The sequence below is a fragment of the Kribbella swartbergensis genome (assembly GCF_054784135.1).
Map to the genome: position 1 here is coordinate 704,809 of NZ_BAAGPM010000022.1, position 14,250 is coordinate 719,058.

Annotated in this window: 13 protein-coding genes; 3 read left to right on the forward strand and 10 right to left on the reverse strand. The window is 67.4% G+C overall.

Annotated features, from left to right (window positions below; genetic code table 11):
- Window positions 1-91: 91 nt before the first annotated feature.
- From ACYVOK_RS21865 to ACYVOK_RS21880, 4 genes are read right to left on the reverse strand one after another with little or no spacing between them, the layout of a single operon-like run.
- Window positions 92-1,861, reverse strand: a complete 1,770-nt coding sequence (locus ACYVOK_RS21865) for a GMC oxidoreductase (protein WP_460664344.1) — start codon at window positions 1,859-1,861, stop codon at window positions 92-94.
- Window positions 1,861-2,754 carry a hypothetical protein gene (locus ACYVOK_RS21870; RefSeq protein WP_460664345.1) on the reverse strand — a complete coding sequence of 298 codons (894 nt, stop codon included), beginning with the start codon at window positions 2,752-2,754 and terminating at the stop codon, window positions 1,861-1,863. Before ACYVOK_RS21870 ends, ACYVOK_RS21865 begins: the two co-directional genes overlap by 1 nt.
- A gap of 60 nt (window positions 2,755-2,814) precedes the next feature.
- Window positions 2,815-3,075 carry a hypothetical protein gene (locus ACYVOK_RS21875; RefSeq protein ID WP_460664346.1) on the reverse strand — a complete coding sequence of 87 codons (261 nt, stop codon included), beginning with the start codon at window positions 3,073-3,075 and terminating at the stop codon, window positions 2,815-2,817.
- A gap of 15 nt (window positions 3,076-3,090) precedes the next feature.
- The gene (locus ACYVOK_RS21880; RefSeq protein ID WP_460664347.1) at window positions 3,091-4,770 is read right to left on the reverse strand and encodes a sodium:solute symporter family protein; all 1,680 of its coding nucleotides are present in this window, start codon (window positions 4,768-4,770) and stop codon (window positions 3,091-3,093) included.
- 304 nt (window positions 4,771-5,074) lie between these two features.
- On the opposite strand from ACYVOK_RS21880, the gene ACYVOK_RS21885 reads away from it, so the two are divergent.
- Window positions 5,075-5,221 carry a hypothetical protein gene (locus ACYVOK_RS21885; RefSeq protein WP_460664348.1) on the forward strand — a complete coding sequence of 49 codons (147 nt, stop codon included), beginning with the start codon at window positions 5,075-5,077 and terminating at the stop codon, window positions 5,219-5,221.
- A 16-nt stretch (window positions 5,222-5,237) separates the two neighbouring features.
- Entirely contained in the window at window positions 5,238-5,336 is a 99-nt protein-coding gene (locus ACYVOK_RS21890) for a hypothetical protein (RefSeq protein ID WP_460664349.1), read from the forward strand.
- Here ACYVOK_RS21890 and ACYVOK_RS21895 read toward each other — a convergent pair.
- Window positions 5,333-6,328: an endonuclease/exonuclease/phosphatase family protein gene (locus ACYVOK_RS21895; protein WP_460664350.1), complete on the reverse strand. Its 996-nt coding sequence runs from the start codon at window positions 6,326-6,328 to the stop codon at window positions 5,333-5,335. The genes ACYVOK_RS21890 and ACYVOK_RS21895 overlap by 4 nt on opposite strands.
- A gap of 278 nt (window positions 6,329-6,606) precedes the next feature.
- Here ACYVOK_RS21895 and ACYVOK_RS21900 point away from each other — a divergent pair, with 278 nt between their 5' ends.
- The gene (locus ACYVOK_RS21900; protein WP_460664351.1) at window positions 6,607-7,158 is read left to right on the forward strand and encodes a dihydrofolate reductase family protein; all 552 of its coding nucleotides are present in this window, start codon (window positions 6,607-6,609) and stop codon (window positions 7,156-7,158) included.
- Between the two features lie 13 nt (window positions 7,159-7,171).
- Here the strand turns inward: ACYVOK_RS21900 and ACYVOK_RS21905 are convergent, their stop codons facing one another.
- The 5 genes from ACYVOK_RS21905 to ACYVOK_RS21925 are packed head-to-tail and all read right to left on the reverse strand — an operon-like array spanning window position 7,172 to window position 14,101.
- Window positions 7,172-8,179, reverse strand: a complete 1,008-nt coding sequence (locus tag ACYVOK_RS21905; RefSeq protein ID WP_460664522.1) for an ABC transporter substrate-binding protein — start codon at window positions 8,177-8,179, stop codon at window positions 7,172-7,174.
- A gap of 17 nt (window positions 8,180-8,196) precedes the next feature.
- A complete protein-coding gene (locus ACYVOK_RS21910) occupies window positions 8,197-10,494 on the reverse strand; it encodes a glycoside hydrolase family 95 protein (RefSeq protein WP_460664352.1) in 2,298 nt (765 codons plus the stop codon).
- Between the two features lie 6 nt (window positions 10,495-10,500).
- Window positions 10,501-12,162: a type 2 periplasmic-binding domain-containing protein gene (locus tag ACYVOK_RS21915; protein WP_460664353.1), complete on the reverse strand. Its 1,662-nt coding sequence runs from the start codon at window positions 12,160-12,162 to the stop codon at window positions 10,501-10,503.
- 23 nt (window positions 12,163-12,185) lie between these two features.
- Window positions 12,186-13,109: a carbohydrate ABC transporter permease gene (locus ACYVOK_RS21920; RefSeq protein ID WP_460664354.1), complete on the reverse strand. Its 924-nt coding sequence runs from the start codon at window positions 13,107-13,109 to the stop codon at window positions 12,186-12,188.
- On the reverse strand, window positions 13,106-14,101 hold the full coding sequence (locus ACYVOK_RS21925) for an ABC transporter permease (protein WP_460664355.1): 996 nt from the start codon (window positions 14,099-14,101) through the stop codon (window positions 13,106-13,108). The genes ACYVOK_RS21920 and ACYVOK_RS21925 overlap by 4 nt, the downstream gene beginning before the upstream one ends.
- Between the last annotated feature and the right edge of the window lie 149 nt (window positions 14,102-14,250).

The following is a 14,250-nucleotide window of genomic DNA, read 5'->3' on the forward strand; positions in this document are numbered from 1 at the left end:
TCGGGTACTTCGAGCCTAGGAACATCGGCGCCCGGGCGGCAGGACCGCTCCGGACGCCGATGTTCGTCAAACGGACATCAACCGGCGGGGGTCACAACCCGAGCTGTCCCAGCCGGACGCTGATCCGGGGATCCGTGGACACGACAGGGGAGCCGGATCGCACCCACGGATCACCCCCGAAGTAGGCCGAGAAGATCTTCTCGGCCGTCCGCGTCGCCAGCGCCTGCGTGGTCAGCGTCGGATTGGGGCCGCCGAGCCCGTTCGACAGGGCGGAGTTGTCGGCCACGAACAGCCGCTTCACCGCCCGGGTCTCGCCGCGCGGATCGAGGACCGAGTCGCGCTCCGACGACCCCATCCGCATCGACGACTGGACATGCAGGATGAGCGGCGCCCAGTCGATCCGGTAGACCTTCTTCGCACCGGCGCCGCGGAGCAGTTCGGCCGCCTTGCGGGCCATGAACTCGCGGTTCCGCAGCGTCCGCGCGGTCCGTTGCCGCTGCTTGAAGGTGACCTTCGGGATCGGCCCGTGCTCGTCCGCCGGCAGCGCGGACAACGTCACCCGGTTCTGCGCCTCGACGTCGTCGTCGGTGATCACCAGCACGCTGAGCAGCCGGTCGAGCCCGTGCGACAGGATATCCTTCAGTTCCGGACCCATCACTCGCCCGGCCGGCCCGTCCCACGGCCCGGTCCGGCCGCGGCCGTTCCTGTACTGACCCCGGATCCCGCTGTCCGACAGCGTGCCCGAGAAGGCCATCAGCGCGGGTGGCAGGCCGACGTTCTCGAGACCGCCGTACGGCGGGTAGTCCAGCCGGGCACTCGAGCCGACGCCCTTCGGATTGCCCGTGTAGTCGTCGAAGACCCCGAACACCCAGTCGAAGAAGTGATCGGTGTAGCCGCGCCCGACCCAGCCGTTCGGGTTCGGCAGGCCGCTGTTGAACCAGAGCCGCGGGTTCTCCGTGCAGCCGCCCGACATCACCACCACCCGGGCGTCCTCGCGATGCTCGATACCCTTCGACAGCCACGTCACGCCGGTCGCCGTCAGGACGCCGTGCCGCTTCTCCGCGTGCACACGGGTGACGAAGGCGTCGGCGATCAGCTCGACCGGCCGCCCGCCGCGGGACCACACGTCCGCGGTCAGTGCCATCGGCACGTAACTGTTGTCGGTCGACCGCTTGGCAAACTGGTTGCGCGGGGCACCCTTCGGCCGCATGCAGCCCTGGAAGCAGTAGCCGCAGAAGGTGCATCCGGTGGCCTGCGGGTAGGTCAGCAGGTTCTTGTCCGACGTCTTTCCGGCCGTCCCGCCGGGCTGCAGGATCGCGTTCTCCTGCGGCCGGTACGACGGCCGATGCGTCGTCTTGGTCGTCTGCACCGGCAGCCCGAGGGTCTCCGCACCGCGGAAGAACGTCTGCTCCTTGTGGCCCATCGCGGCCGTCATCACCGGCATCGTCGCCTCGACCCACTCGAAGTACGGCACCAGCTCGCCGTACGTGAACGGGAACCGGTGGTCGACGTCGTACTCGTTCCGGTCGGCGCCGTCGTAGCCCTGGAAGACGCCCGGGTACGCGCGTGGGTAGTTGCCGTAGAAGTGTTGCGTGGTGCCGCCGACGCCGGACAGCTGCCAGACGAACGAGTTCTGCGGCCACTCGCGGAACCAGGCCGGCTTCGACCGGTCGGACGGGCCCCAGCGCAGGTAGCCGGTCAGTGGGTTGTTGGCGTCGTCCTCGAAGGTGGTCCACTCCTCCCGCGGCTTCGCGTGCCGCGGCCCGGCCTCGAGCAGCAGGACGTCGAGACCCTGCGCGGCCAGTTCCTTGGCCACCACCGGTCCCCCGCCGCCGGCTCCGATCACGATGACATCGCGCATCAGTCGTGCACCTCCCGGCGCCCCTGGTAGTAACCGATGAAGTCATCCCAGCCCTCGACCGGGCCGTTCGGCTGGTAGCCGGTGTGGTTCCAGCCGACCGGCCGCTCGCGCAGCGTGCGGCTCACCTTGTCGTACACGGCCGACTCGCCGTACGCGCCGAAGGTGGCGAACTCGATCAGCGCACCGCCGACGAACTTCAGCAGCCCGGACACCGAGCCCTTCAACGGCTCGGGGAAGTGCACGTCCAGCAGCGCGACCAGGTCCGCGTCGGTCCGCTCGATCAACTCGAACGCCTTCGCCTTCTCGGCGTACGACAACCGCGCGAACGGCGACAGGTGCGGCCCGTTCACCGCCAGCGGGTTCACCTGCGTCGCCATCAGATTCAGCAGTCCGGCGATCGGGAACGACAGCGGCATCGCCTCGTCACTCTGCAGGTACGCCGCCAGGGCCCGGTCGAGCCGCCGGAGCTCGACCGGAAGCACCTCCAGACCCGGCAGGGCGATCCCCGAGTCGGCCAGGCCGGTCACCAGGGCGGCCCCGACCGGCTGGGCGACCGCGTCCGGGAACGGGACGAAGTTGTCCAGCGCGTTGATGATGAAGTCGGTCGCGCCGGCCTCGATGGCTCCCGGCGTACTGCTCGCGGTGCCCTGGGTGCGCGAGTACGGATCGGGGCCGGGCATCGCGAACACGGTGAGCCCGTTGAGGGTGTCCCGGGCCAGCTGGGCGAGCACGGGGCGGATCAGGTCCACCGTCGTCGGCAGCACCGGATTGGTGGCGGCGTCGGCGGGCGCCAGCAGCCCGCGGGCGACGAGCCCGCCACCGCCGATCGCCGCGCCGAGCACGCCGATGCGAGCCAGGAAGGCTCTTCTGGACAGGACTTGTGCACGGACCATGCGTCCTCCGCGGTGGGACCAGTGGGCTACTGGTCTCACAACGAGCGGCACGGACCGCGGTTACTCCTGCGTATGTTCCGTGATCGGTACGACGATCGGCCGCAGCCGGGCCCAGGCGACGAACACGGCGGCGAACACCAGCATGGCGAGACCGCCCCACAGGTTGATGTTGATCCCCGCCGCCTTCTCCACCTCCTGCGGGTCCGCGATGATGCCGAGGATCGTGAGCAGCACGCCGTAGATCGCGATCAGCGCCGCGATCACCACCCGGATGTCGAACGCCCCGGCCTTCTTCTTCGGGGCGGAAGTCTGGTCAGCCATGACTGTGCTCCTTTGTCAGCCGAAGACGATGTTCAAGGCGACGGTCAGCGCCAGGGAGATGCCGGCCAGCAGCACCGGCCTGCGGTACCAGCCGCCGTCACCGTGTTCGGCGACCGCGGTCCGCTGTTCCTTCGGCGTCAGCGAGTAGACCAGACCGACCAGTTCGGTGTCCCGCTTCGGCACCGTGACCAGGCTGACGATCACGCTGACCAGGATGTCGACCACGAAGGCCGCACCGGCACCGACGAAGCTGGCGCCCTGACCGGGCAGGTCGATGATGCCGTTCTCGGACAGGAGGAACACCAGGACCGCGGTCGCCGTACCGCTGACCAGGCCGATCCAGCCGGCCGCCGCGGTCATCCGCTTCCAGAACATCCCGAGGATGAACGTGGCGAACAGCGGCGCGTTGAAGAACGAGAACAGTTGCTGCAGGTAGTCCATCAGGTTGCTGTAGCCGGCCGCGATCGCCGCGGTGCCGATGGCGATCAGGGTGCCGATCACGGTCACCCAGCGGCCGGTGCGCAAGTAGAACTCGTCCGGCCGGTCCTTGATCACGTACCGCTCGATCAGGTCGTAGGACACCACGGTGTTGAACGAGCTCAGGTTGGCCGCCATACCCGCCATGAACGAGGCGAGCAGACCGGTGATGGCCAGGCCGAGCATGCCGTTCGGCAGCAGGTCGCGCATCAGGATCAGCAGCGCGTCGTTGTAGTCCACGTCACCGCTGCCGGTCGCCTTGAACTGCGCCAGTTCGGGTGCGACCACGGCCGCGATCATGCCCGGGATGATCACGATGAACGGCACGAACATCTTCGGGAACGAGCCGATGATCGGGGTCCGCCGGGCCGCCGACATGTTCTTCGACGCCATCGCCCGCTGCACCTCGACGAAGTTCGTCGTCCAGTAGCCGAACGACAGCACGAAGCCCAGACCGAAGACGATCCCGATCACCGACAGGAAGTTGTCGGTGAAACCGCTCAGCGCGTTGCCCGGCCAGGCGCTCAGTTGCTCGCCACCGCCGGGAGAGGCGCTCACCTTGTCGACCAGGCCCTGCCAGCCGCCGACCTTGTGCAGGCCGACGATGGTCAGCGGAAGCAACGCGGCGACGATGACGAAGAACTGCAGCACCTCGTTGTAGATCGCCGCGGACAGGCCGCCCAGGGTGATGTAGCTGAGCACGATCACCGCGGCGACGATGACCGAGACCCAGATCGGCCAGCCGAGCAGCACGTTGACGATGGTGGCCAGCAGGAACAGGTTCACCCCGGCGATCAGCACCTGGGCGACGGCGAAGCTGATCGCGTTCACCAGGTGCGCGGGTCTGCCGAACCGGCGCAGCATGAACTCGGGCACGCTGCGCACCTTGGAGCCGTAGTAGAACGGCATCATCACGACGCCGAGGAACAGCATCGCCGGGATGGCACCGATCCAGAAGTAGTGCACGGTCGGCATGCCGTACTCCGCGCCGTTCGCGGACATGCCCATGATCTCGATCGCGCCCAGGTTCGCCGAGATGAACGCCAGGCCGGTCACCCAGGCCGGCAGCGACCGGCCGGACAGGAAGAAGTCCAGACTGTTGGAGACCGCGCGTTTGGCCAGGTACCCGATGCCGAGCACGAAGGCGAAGTACAAGGCGATGATGACGTAGTCGATCGCCGTGGCGTCCAGTCTCAGGATGGAGTCTTGCGCAGGCATCGGCCCTCCGAATCGTCCTCTGACGCACCGTGGTGTTACCGGTGAGGAACGTTACTCCTGCCGGCCGGCACAATCGCGCCGACCCGCGCCTCCGCGTGAGCCGACCGGCGTTCTCCACCCGGATCTCCACCCCCGGGCGGTCCATGGCCGGAACCGGCGCTGCGTAGGGTGCGGCTGTGACGTCTCGGAGGCTGGGCCGGTTCGCCCTGCACGGGGAGAGTGGCTGGCTGGGCCGCGCCTGACCGCGGTCGTCGCGGTCGCCGTACTGTCGACCACCCGGCCGGCCGAGCCCTGAGCCTGGATCGTGCTCGGCGGCGGTCTGGCCGTCTTCCTGACCGGCACGGTGCTGATGTCGGCCCGTCCGCAGGTCGCGTTCGCCCTCCTCACCTCCGTTGCCGTCAGCAACGCCGCGATCGCCGGGATGGAGGACTCCGACGCCCTCGTCCGCTGATCATCAGCAGGCGACGGTGAAGACGCACATCAACAACACCTTCGCGAAGATCGGCGCCCGGCACCGTGCCGAAGCCGTGCGCTACGCGTACCGCACGGGCATCGCGGACGGTTAGATCCGCAGCTCCGCCACGACCGGGCGGTGGTCGCTGCCGGTCGGGTCCATCACCCAGGCCTTCGTCGGGGTCACCCCGCGCACCATGATGTGGTCGATCCGCGCCATCGGGAACTTCGCCGGCCAGGTGAACCCGAACCCGTAGCCCGCCGCGCCCTGCGCCGAACGCAGTCCGGCGGTCAACGGTGCCAGGCTGCGGTCGTTCGCCGTCCCGTTGAAGTCACCCATCACGATCACCCCGGCGAGTTTCTCGTCGACGATCTGCCGGCCGAGGTTCTTGATCGTGTCGTTGCGCTGGTCGGACGTGAAGCCGCTGGCGCCGACCCGGACCGAGGCGAGGTGGGCGACGTACACCGCGACCTTGCCCTCCGGCGTACTCACCTCGGCGCGCAGTGCCCGCGTCCACTTGAAGCCGACGTCGACCGACTCGCTCTCGGCCACCGGGTACTTCGACCACAGGGCGACCGTGTCGCGGGAGACCTCGTACGGGTACTTCTCGGCGAACGCGGCCTTGTAGACCTTCATGTCCGCCGCGGTGATCTCCTCCAACGCCATCACGTCCGCGTCGGCCGCGAGCAGGTCCAGCGCGGTCTGCTCCGGGTCCGGGTTGGCCGCGTCGACGTTGTGCGACAGGACACGCAGGTCATACGGGCCGCCGCCCTTGCCGGGGACCAGCAGGTTGCCGAACATCGCTGCCCACACCACGGCGGGCAGCAGCAACGCGACTCCGGCGACGGCCGAGCGGCGTACCAGGGCAGCGATCGCGAGAACCGGTACGGCGAGGCCGACCCACGGCAGGAACGTGTCGAGCAGGCTGCCCAGGTTGCCGATCGAGTTCGGCACCCAGCGGTGGAACAGCAGCGGCATCGCGGACAGCACCGCGAGGACGGCGATCACCCAGCCGCGGCGCCACTTGCTGTCCTTGCGGCGCCGCCGGGCTGCGGCACGCGTCGGCGGCTTCCGGGAGGCGACGGCGGTCTGGCGGTCCGGCATGGTGCGATTGTTGCGGACACTCGGGCCGGACCAAAGTCCACACCGGGTCAGCGACCGTTTTTCGTTCCTTGGGAGGACGGTTCCGGCCGAAATGATTAGGGCTCCCTGAGGGTGCTGGTGCGTACGGCGGATCGACCCGACAATGCCGGTATGCCGCCCGAGCAGACCATCGAACCGTTCGTCGTGAAGCGTCGCGGCCGTCGCCCGCTACGCGCCGCACGTCCCGGTCCGTGACCGCGGCCGCGTGCCGGACTGATCCAAGTCAGGGGTGAGCTGAGATGGCCAAGCTGATCTATTCGGCGATCGCGTCCCTCGACGGGTACGTCGCGGACGCCGAGGGAGGGTTCGAGTGGGCAGCGCCGGATGAGGAGGTGCACGCCTTCGTCAACGAGTTGGAGCGGCCGATCGGGACCTATCTGTACGGCCGTCGGATGTACGAGACGATGGTCTACTGGGAGACCGCGGGCGACGAGTCGAAGGTGGCGCAGGAGTTCGCGCGGATCTGGCGGGCAGCCGACAAGGTCGTGTACTCGCGGACGCTGTCGGAGACGACGAGCGCCAGGACGCGCATCTGGCGCACCTTCGAGCCTGACGCGATCCAGCGACTGAAGGAGTCCTCCGCGGCCGACCTCAGCATCGGGGGCCCGGAACTCGCCGGGCAGGCGCTCACGTCAGGTGTCGTCGACGAGATCCACCTGCTGCTGACACCGATCCTCGTGGGCGGCGGCAAACGAGCATTGCCCGATCACCTCGCCGCCCGCCTGGAACTACTCGACGAGCACCGTTTCGGCAGCGGAGTGATCCACCTCCACTACCGCGTACTCGGCTGACACCTCAGCTCCTCTACCCCTTGGGGCCGAGGAGTTTTTCGAGGTCGGTGAGGACGTCCATGGCACCGAGGGGGCCGAGGCCGAGGAACCAGACCTCGTCGTCGACGCGGGCGACCTGGCCGTTCTTCACCGCCGGCAACGCCTTCCACAGGTTGCCGTTGACAACGGTATTCTCGGCGGTGGTGTCCGGCTTGCCGTAGCTGGAGTAGAAGATCCAGTCACCGGCCGCCTGCGAGATGTTCTCCTGCGACACCTCGACCGCCAGGTCCTGGACGTCCTGCACCTTCGGCCGCGGCAGCCCGATGTCCTTCAGGATCACGCCGATGAACGACAGGTTCCCGTACAGCCGGATCTCCCCCGGCCGGAACCGGACCAGCGAGATCGTCGGCGAGCCGGAGACCTTCCCCTTCACCTCGTCGGCGCGCTTCTGGTAGTCGTTCAGGATCCCGGTGGCCTTGTCCTCCTCGCCGACCGAGTCCGCGACCAGCAGGAAGTTCTCCTTCCAGGGGAACCCGGGCCGGATGCTGAACACCGTCGGCGCGATCGCGCTGAGCTTGTCGTACAGGTCGTTGGCGCGCAGCTTGCTGCCCAGGATCAGGTCCGGCTTCAGCGCGGCGATCGCCTCGAGGTTGAGCTCGCTGATCCCGCCGACGGTCTTGATCCCCTGCGCCTTGTCCGCCAGGTACGACGGGACACCGGCCTGACCCGCGGTCGTCGCCATCCCGACCGGGGTGATCCCGAGCGCCAGGACGTCGTCGAGCTCACCGCTGTCCAGGACGACGACCTTCTCGGGCTTCTTCTCGAGCTTGGTCTCGCCGAGCGCGTGCTTCACGGTCCGCGGGAATGCACCCGGCTGGGCGTCCGACCCGAGCTTGGCGGTGTCCTCGTCCGCGGTCTTGAACAACCGCCCGCCGGTCGCCACCTCGGTGTCCCCCGGCCCGGCGTCAGTACCAGCGGTGTCGTTGCCACCACAGCCAGAGGCCAGCAGCAGGGCGGCCGCGACGACGATTCCCATGCGCATCTTCACGTCTGCTGACCCTACAACAACTTTGGTAAGGCAGACCTAATCAGGTCCACCGGTTCCCCCGGCGTCAGGTCGACGACCACCTCGCGATCCGGGAGCGCGATCCGGTGACTGCCGGCCCGCGTCGCCTGAACGGTCGCCGCGGTCAGCCGCCCGCCACGCCAGGTCACGTCGAAGATCAGCCCGCCGCGGGCCCTGAGTCCGTGGAACGAGCCGTCCGGCCAGTCGGCCGGCAAGGCCGGGAGCAGCCGGATCGTGTCGGTGTGGCTCTGGATCAGGAGTTCGGGGATGCAACCGGTCATGCCGAGGTTGGCGTCGATCTGGAAGATGTCGCCGTCGCGGTGCAACAGGTTGTCCGAGACCAGCCGGCTCAGGTAGTCGCGAATCACCGCCGAAGCCTTCTCCGGCTCGAACAGGCGGGCCCACAGCGCCACCAGCCACGCGGCCGTCCACCCGCCGTTGGTCGCACCCTTGGTTCGCAGGTCCAGCGACGCACGAGCCGCGGCCGCCCATTCCGGCGTACGGACCGGGTCGATCTCGGCACCCGGGTACAGGCCGTAGAGGTGCGACTGGTGGCGATGGTCGGTCTCGGACGGCTGCCAGTCCGTCGGCCATTCGAGCAGCCGGCCGTCGGTCGTCGTACCGATCTCCGGAAGGCGTTCGCGGGCGGCACGGGTCTTCGCGGCGAGTTCGGTGGAGAGGCCGAGTGCGTTCTCGGCTTCGGACAGGTTGGCGAACAGTTCGCGGATCAGCCAGATGTCGTACGTCGAGGTGAGGTCGACCGAGGCCTTCTCCCCCGACGGCAGGACGAAATGGTGCTCCGGTGCGGTTGACGGGATGAACTGCAGCGTGCCGTTGCGGTCCTCGACCAGCATCGACAGCACGAACTCGGCCGCGCCGGCGATCAGCGGGTAGGCCCGGTCGCGGAGGAAGTCCAGGTCCTGCTGGAACCGGTAGTGCTCCATCAGGTGTGCGGTCAGCCAGACGCCGCAGGTGGCGCACATCGCCCACACCGGGTCGTCGCCGCCCTCGCCCACCGGCCAGGTCGCGCGCCAGATGTCGGCGTTGTGATGCGCCACCCAGCCCGGTGCGTCGTACAGGATCCGCGCGGTCTCGGCACCCGACTCGGCCAGCCCCTCGATCAGATCGGTGAGCGGGTCGAAGCACTCGCTCAGGCCGGTGAGGTCGGCGAGCCAGTAGTTCATCTGGGTGTTGATGTTGTTGGTCCAGTCGCCGGCCCACATCGGCCGGCGGTCCTGATTCCAGATGCCTTGCAGGTTGGCCGCCTGCGTCCCCGGGCGGGATGAGGCCATCAACAGGTAGCGGCCGACGTTGAACATCAGCGCGACCAGGTCCGGATCGCCGCCACCGGCAGCGACCGCCTTGATCCGTTCGCCGGTCGGCAAGTCGCTCGACTCGCCGAGCCGGAGCTCGGCCCGCTCGTAGAGCAGCGCGTGATCCTCCAGGTGCCGCTCCCGCAGTTCGTCCAGGCTGACCTTGCCGAGCAGGTCCGTTGCCTCGCGCAACGCCACCAGCGGATCACGGTCGGGTGGAACCGACCAGCCGGCGAAAGTGCTTGCCGCCGACAACACCACCGTCAGGCTGTCGGCCCGGCGGACACTGACACCGCGATCGCTCACGGAGGCGGTGCCGCCGCTGTTGTGGGCCCGCAACGCGACTCCGAAACCGGTGCCGTGGCCGTCCCGGTACCGGATCGGGTCCGGGCTCGTCCGGTACTCGATGGTGAGGTCCGAAGGAGCGTGGCCGACGACACCATAGATGCCGTCGGCAACCTCTGTCCGGACCGGGTGCTGACTGGTCAGCTCCAGGTCGAGGTCGATCGCCCCCGCCTGGTCGGCCGTGATCGTCCACACCATCACCTGGTCCGGCGCGGACACGTACGTCTCCCGGCGGAACCGCACGCCGTCGACCGTGTAGTCGACGGCGGCGATCCCGGTGCGGAGATCCAGACTCCGCCGGTAGTTCTGTGGTTCGCCGGACGCCCTGATCAGCAGATCCGCGAGCGGCTGATACGACTCGACCAACGGCCCCTGCAGTGCCCGGGTCCGCTCGGTCGCCGCCAGCTGATCAGCTTCGTCCAGCAACAACCGCCGTACGTCGGCCAGCACCTGCGGACCGTCCGTCACGGTCAGCGAGCGCGGACCGTCACCCGACCAGACGTCGTCGAGGTTGAGCGCGATCCGCTCCTGGTCGACCCGGCCGAACACCTTGGCGCCGAGGTGACCGTTGCCGAGCGGCAGTGCTTCGAACCAGTCCGGGGCGGCCGTTGTGAACCACAGTTCGTGCGACATGAAGGTCTACTTGCTCCCGGACTTGTACTTGTCGTAGGCCTGTTGCTGGATCTCGAGGTACCGCTTCATCCCGGTGCTCTCGAGACCCTTCACGTAGGCGTCCCACTCGGTGTCGATGTTCTTCGATCCGGTAATGAAGGCCAACTGGTTCTGGTTCACGTAGTTGTTCAGGTTCGTCTGCAGCGTGGCCAGTTCACCGCTCAGGCTCGGGTCCGGCCAGACCGAGGTCTGCGGGAACCACTGCGACCTGTCCTCGTGACCCTCGTACAGCTTGGTCGCCTGGAACAGCCGCCGCTCGAGACCGGCGCCGGTGTAGATGTCGGCCGGCACCACCTGCGCGTTGCGGTACGCCAGCGTGTTGTTGTACTGGCCGAGCGCACCCCAGTTGATGTTCTTCGGCGCGTCCTGCTTCGGCTTGTACAGTGGCTTGACCTTCTCGTCGAGCGCGATGTCACCCGGGCCGGGCTTGGTCCAGCCGACGTTCTCCGGGCCCATGTTGGTGATCATCTGGCCCTCGTCGGTGAAGATCCAGTCGAGCATCTTGACCGCCGCGACCTGCGCCTCCTTGCTGGCCTTGTTGGTCAGCATGAACGTGTAGCCGGTGGACGTCGGGTGGTTCAGGCCGGTGTAGCTCTTGCCCTCGGGACCGGTCAGCGGCGGCGCCGCGTCGTACTGCTTGTCCCGCCCGTCCTTGGAGTCGAGCTGGACGAAGATGCCCGGCCACAGCACCGGCACCGAACCGAGCACGACCGCCTTCGGGTTGTTGCCCTGAGCCTGCAACGCCTGGGCGTTCTGGGTGAACGCGGCCTGGTCGATCAGGCCCTCCTTGTAGAGGGAGTTGATGTACTTCAGGCCCTCCCGCCACTGCGGCGACGTCACCGGGGTCACGACCTTGTCGCCGTCGAGCGTGATCAGCGACCGGACGCCGTTGTTCGCCCCGACCGGGTTGTAGGCGAACGCGTTCATCAGATACGGGATCAGGCTGCTGTCCTGGACGTCGGTGGTCATCGGGATTTCGTCGGCCTTGCCGTTGCCGTTCGGGTCCTGCGTCTTGAACGCCCGGAGCACCGCGCGCAGGTCCTCGGTCGTCTTCGGCATCTGCAGGCCGAGCTTCTTCAGCCAGGCGGTGTTGATCCATAGCTTGTCCGGGTACGTGCAGTGGTAGCAGTCGGCCCACTGCGGCAGCGCGTAGATGTGCCCGTCCGGCGCGGTCGACATCTCCTTGTACGTCTTGTTGGAGTCCAGCGCCTTCTGGATGTTCGGCGCGTGCTCCTTGATCAGGTCCTCCAACGGCACCGCGACGCCCTGCTGGCCGAGCTTCAGCACCTCGGCCTGGGTGAACGCGTCGACCCACGGGATCAGGAAGAACAGGTCCGGGTAGTCGCCGCTGGCCAGCGCGATCTGCCGCTTCTCCTTGGCCGGCCCGGCGTCGTACGTCGTGGTCTGCCAGCGGAACTGGATCTTGAACCTGTCGGTCATGATCTTGGTGACCGCGTTGGTGTCCAGGTTGGTGTTCTGGTCGGCCGGGGTGAAGGTGTCGATGACGACCTTGCCGTCGGCCGTGGTCTCGTTCGCCGCCCCCTGCGCCGACTTGTCCGAGCTGCACGCCGCGAGGGCGAGCGCGCCGGCCGCCGCGACGGCGGCGACTTTGCCCACTGTTGAGCGCATTTCGTGTGTTTCCCTTCTCGCTGTTATCCCTTGACCGCGCCGACCATCACGCCCTTGGTGAAGTGGCGGGCGACGAACGGGTAGATGATCAGTACGGGCAGGCTCGAGATGACGATGAGCGCGTACTTGAGGACATTGGCCAGCTGTTGCTGTTCGAGCTGCTGGGCCAGGTTCTGGGTGGTCGAGCCACCGGTGACGGTGTTCAGGATCAGCACGTTGCGCAGCACGATCTGCAACGGGTACAGACTCGGGTCCTTGAGGTAGACCAGCGCGTCGAAGTAGCTGTTCCACTGGAAGATCGCGTACATCAGCGCGATCACCGCGATGACGGGTTTCGACAGCGGCAGCACGATCGACCAGAGGAACCGCAGGTCGCTCGCCCCGTCGATGGTGGCCGCCTCGTAGAGCTCGTCCGGGATGGTCGAGCGGAAGAACGTGCGCGCGATGATCACCTGCCAGACCCCGATCGCGCTCGGGATCACCATCGCCCACCGGGTGTTCAGCATGCCCAGGTCCTGCACCACCAGGTACGTCGGGATCAGGCCGCCGGAGAACAGCATGGTGAAGATCAGCAGGCTCATGATCACGTTGCGGCCGAAGAAGGTCCGGCGCGACAACGGGTAGGCGATCGCGATCGTCAGCGTGACGCTGATCAGCGTGCCGCCGATCGCGTAGATGAACGAGTTCAGGTAGCCGCGCATGATCTGCGGGTCGCCGAACGCCACCTGGTACGCCTTCAGGCTCGGCTCGACCGGCCACAGCAGCACCCGGCCGGCGCTCACCGCGGACGCGCTGCTGAACGAGTTCGCGACGATGTAGATCAGTGGGACCGCGACGAGGATCAACGCGATCCAGAGCATGATCTTCACCCCGAAGAGGAAGATCTTGTCGGTCCGCGTCTCCGCGATCAGCGTCGACTCCGGACGCTTCGTCAGGGTGAGGCTCATGACCACAGTCCGTTTCCGGTGATGCGCTTGGCGGCAAAGTTCACGCCGAGCAGCAGGAACAGGTTGATCACCGAGTTGAACAGCCCGATCGCCGTCGCCATGCTGAAGTCGGCGTTCAGCAGGCCGGTCTTGTAGACGTAGGTGGCGATGATCTCGGACTGCGCCAGGTTCAGCGGGTTCTGCAGCAGGAACGCCTTCTCGAACCCGATCGACATGATGTTGCCGACGCCCAGCACCAGGATGATCACCGCGGTCGGCATGATGCCGGGCAGGTCGACGTGCCAGATCCGCTGCAGCCGGGTGGCACCGTCGATCTTGGCCGACTCGTGCAGCGCCGGATCGATGCCGGCCAGCGCTGCCAGGTAGATGACGGCCGAGTATCCGGTGGTCTGCCAGACGTCGGACCAGACGTAGATGTGCCGGAAGTAGTCCGGATTGCCGAGGAAGTCGACCGCCGGTACGCCGAACAACCCGATCGCGTCGTTGACGAAACCGAGCCGCGGCGACAGCACCAGGATCGTCATCGAGACGACCACGACGGTGGAGATGAAGTACGGCGCGTAGGTGACCAGCTGGACGACCTTCTTGAACCGCCCGTTGCGGATCTCGTTCAGCGCGATGGCCAGGATGATCGGGATCGGGAAGCTGGCCAGCACCGTGTAGGCGGCCAGGATGAAGGTGTTCTTCACCAGCGTCCAGAACACCGGGTTGGCGAAGAACAACTCGAAGTTGCGGAAGCCGACCCACTCGCTGCCCCACGGCCCCTTGACCGGGCTGTAGTTCTTGAACGCGATCACCGCGTTCGCGATCGGGATGTACTTGAAGATGACGAAGTACGCGAGCGGTACGACGACCAGCAGGTACAGCTGCCAGTGCCGCCGCAGGCTCCGCCGGGCCTGCGTCCGGCGGCTCGGGCGTGGTATCCGGGCGGACCTGACCGACTCCGGGCGGACCGGCGCGGGCGGGGCCGCCGGCTTCAGTGTTGTACTCACTCCCCATCCTCTCCGACCCGATATCCGATAGGATCTCGGGCTCTACTTCCGGGAGGATGACACAGAACCTCCGGCAGCGGAAGAGCTCCACCCCGGCGAGATCAGATGTTGACCGATCCCCGCAAATCCCTTGTCCACAAGGGATTCTG

Excerpts from the sequence above, each read along its gene's own strand:
- ACYVOK_RS21870 (WP_460664345.1), bottom strand. The coding sequence starts at position 2,754 with ATGGTCCGTGCACAAGTCCTGTCCAGAAGAGCCTTCCTGGCTCGCATC.
- ACYVOK_RS21910 (WP_460664352.1), bottom strand. The coding sequence starts at position 10,494 with ATGTCGCACGAACTGTGGTTCACAACGGCCGCCCCGGACTGGTTCGAA.
- ACYVOK_RS21895 (WP_460664350.1), bottom strand. The coding sequence starts at position 6,328 with ATGCCGGACCGCCAGACCGCCGTCGCCTCCCGGAAGCCGCCGACGCGT.
- ACYVOK_RS21865 (WP_460664344.1), bottom strand. The coding sequence starts at position 1,861 with ATGCGCGATGTCATCGTGATCGGAGCCGGCGGCGGGGGACCGGTGGTG.
- ACYVOK_RS21900 (WP_460664351.1), top strand. The coding sequence starts at position 6,607 with ATGGCCAAGCTGATCTATTCGGCGATCGCGTCCCTCGACGGGTACGTC.
- ACYVOK_RS21875 (WP_460664346.1), bottom strand. The coding sequence starts at position 3,075 with ATGGCTGACCAGACTTCCGCCCCGAAGAAGAAGGCCGGGGCGTTCGAC.
- ACYVOK_RS21905 (WP_460664522.1), bottom strand. The coding sequence starts at position 8,179 with ATGCGCATGGGAATCGTCGTCGCGGCCGCCCTGCTGCTGGCCTCTGGC.
- ACYVOK_RS21915 (WP_460664353.1), bottom strand. The coding sequence starts at position 12,162 with ATGCGCTCAACAGTGGGCAAAGTCGCCGCCGTCGCGGCGGCCGGCGCG.
- ACYVOK_RS21880 (WP_460664347.1), bottom strand. The coding sequence starts at position 4,770 with ATGCCTGCGCAAGACTCCATCCTGAGACTGGACGCCACGGCGATCGAC.
- ACYVOK_RS21920 (WP_460664354.1), bottom strand. The coding sequence starts at position 13,109 with ATGAGCCTCACCCTGACGAAGCGTCCGGAGTCGACGCTGATCGCGGAG.